4 protein-coding genes are annotated in these 2,017 nt (G+C 54.7%); 3 read left to right on the top strand and 1 reads right to left on the bottom strand.

What is annotated here, in order from left to right:
• From J5224_RS25790 to J5224_RS25780, 3 genes are all read left to right on the top strand, one after another.
• On the top strand, positions 1-227 hold a 227-nt coding region (locus J5224_RS25790), incomplete at its 5' end, for a class I SAM-dependent methyltransferase family protein (protein WP_264628043.1).
• Positions 224-1,510: a phosphatase PAP2/dual specificity phosphatase family protein gene (locus tag J5224_RS25785; protein ID WP_264628042.1), complete on the top strand. Its 1,287-nt coding sequence runs from the start codon at positions 224-226 to the stop codon at positions 1,508-1,510. The genes J5224_RS25790 and J5224_RS25785, both read left to right, overlap by 4 nt.
• Positions 1,486-1,893 carry a hypothetical protein gene (locus J5224_RS25780; protein ID WP_264628041.1) on the top strand — a complete coding sequence of 136 codons (408 nt, stop codon included), beginning with the start codon at positions 1,486-1,488 and terminating at the stop codon, positions 1,891-1,893. The genes J5224_RS25785 and J5224_RS25780 overlap by 25 nt, the downstream gene beginning before the upstream one ends.
• A gap of 16 nt (positions 1,894-1,909) precedes the next feature.
• Here the strand turns inward: J5224_RS25780 and J5224_RS25775 are convergent.
• Positions 1,910-2,017: class I SAM-dependent methyltransferase (locus J5224_RS25775; protein ID WP_264628044.1), on the bottom strand; the 108-nt coding region annotated here is incomplete at its 5' end.

The following is a 2,017-nucleotide window of genomic DNA, read 5'->3' as shown; positions in this document are numbered from 1 at the left end:
AGGCTGGAGGTATTCTGACCTATACCGGGCAGCCTTGGCATCCACAGCTTAAGACTATCGCGTGGTCACTGACCAGTCATAAGGATGGTAAAGCGTGGGTGATGCGTGTCCGTACCCAGGGGGAAATGGACGCGCTGGTGCGGGAAGCGGGTTTCGATAAATGCGCCCAGTTGATTGATGAATGGGGTATTTTCACTGTTTCCATGGCGGTGCGCCGCGCATCATGACGAGTCAGCGTTCACTCTACTGGCAGGGGTTAGGGTGGCTGACTCTGCTCGCGCCATTCTTCTTCTTAACCTATGGGCAGGTCAATCAGTTTACGGCCGGACGAGAAAATATCGGTAGTCTGGTGTTTGACTGGGAGCGGCACATTCCTTTTATACCGCTGACCATTGTTCCGTACTGGAGCCTGGATCTGCTCTATGGTCTGTCACTGTTTGCCTGCACATCGCTAAAAATGCAGCGACGGCTGGTCTGTCGACTCGTGTTGGCATCGCTCACGGCCTGCATTGGTTTTTTGTTGTTCCCCTTACAGTTTACCTTTACCCGGCCGGAGATCACCGGTCTGGCAGGGTGGCTGTTCGGCCAGCTTGAGCAGTTCGACTTACCGTACAACCAATCGCCATCGTTACACATTATTCTGTGCTGGCTGCTGTGGCGGCATTTCCATCGTCACCTGACAGGCATCTGGCAGAAATTGAATACCTTGTGGTTTTTGCTGATTGCCATTTCAGTGCTCACCACCTGGCAGCATCATTTTATTGATGTGCTGACAGGTCTGGCGCTTGGCATGGTGATCGACTGGCTTATTCCTGATGAAGGCGGATGGCGCTGGCAACGTGCCAGCGGTAAGCGTCAGCAACTTGCCGGGCGCTATTTTTACGGTGCGTTAGTTTGCCTGGCGGGAACGTTTCTGACGCTCTGGCTATGGTGGCCAACGCTGGCGCTGCTGATTGTGGCGCTGGCCTATGGCTTTCTTGGCGTTGATGCATTGCAAAAAGACCACCAAGGGCGGCTATCTCCTGCGGCCTGGTGGTTGCTGTTGCCCTGGCGGACGGGAATGCTGTTCTCTATGCGCCTTTATACTCGACGTTTGCCAGCGATGAATGCAGTTATCGATGGCATATTTTTGGGGACATATCCGCGTCGCCCGCCCGCACAGCGCGCCGTACTGGATCTGACCAGTGAGTTCCCCGGTTCCCGTGCACTTCAGGGCGGGGTTTATCAGTGTGTGCCGATGTTGGATTTGGTCAATCCCGATGAGGCATCACTGCGCGTGGCCGTGGACGCACTAGAGCAATTGCGCTTAACGCAAGGCAGCGTGTTGGTCCACTGTGCGTTGGGGCTCTCTCGGAGCGCGCTGGTGGTTACGGCGTGGCTATTACAGCGTTATCCGGAGTTGTCTGTCACTGGCGCGGTGATGCGGGTACGTGAGGCGCGTCCGCAGGTGGTGTTTACCCCCGAACATATGGAGATGCTGGAGAGATGGAAGAAACAAGTAACAGCATAACAAACAGGAGCGATCTGCAATCACGCTTCGTAGAAAAAACGCTGAACAGCTGGCGTTTCTTCTTGCTTTTGTCCGTTCCGCCGCTGGTGTGGGCCATTTTTACCACACCACCCGGTGCAGTCTGTTTCGTCATCGTACTACTGACGGGGATGGTGTGGTTGGGGTGTTGGCGACTCTGGCTAGACGTGCAGTATTTTACGTTAATCAACCAAGAGAATAACGCGCAGGTTGGTGCGATACTTTGCTTCATCTGGCGACGTGAAAGGCTACAGGCGCTTTCGTTGGTGGAGCGTCAGCAGGGGGCGTTGACACAATGTCGACGCACCCTATGGCTCATTGGTGTTTTATGGATAGTCTGGCTCGTGGCGCTGCTACTACCGTAAGTTGCCTATGTACGCACTACAGCGCCAGATAAAAATCAAAGCGGTGACTTTTGGTGGTCACCATCCATTGGGCGGGAATGCCCGCCAGCGTCGGGGCGTTATCAGGGTCTATTACTACCACGCG

It is taken from the genome of Candidatus Symbiopectobacterium sp. NZEC135, assembly GCF_025962695.1.
The sequence above is the reverse complement of the archived record's forward strand: the minus strand, read 5'-3'. Positions and strand labels throughout refer to the sequence as shown.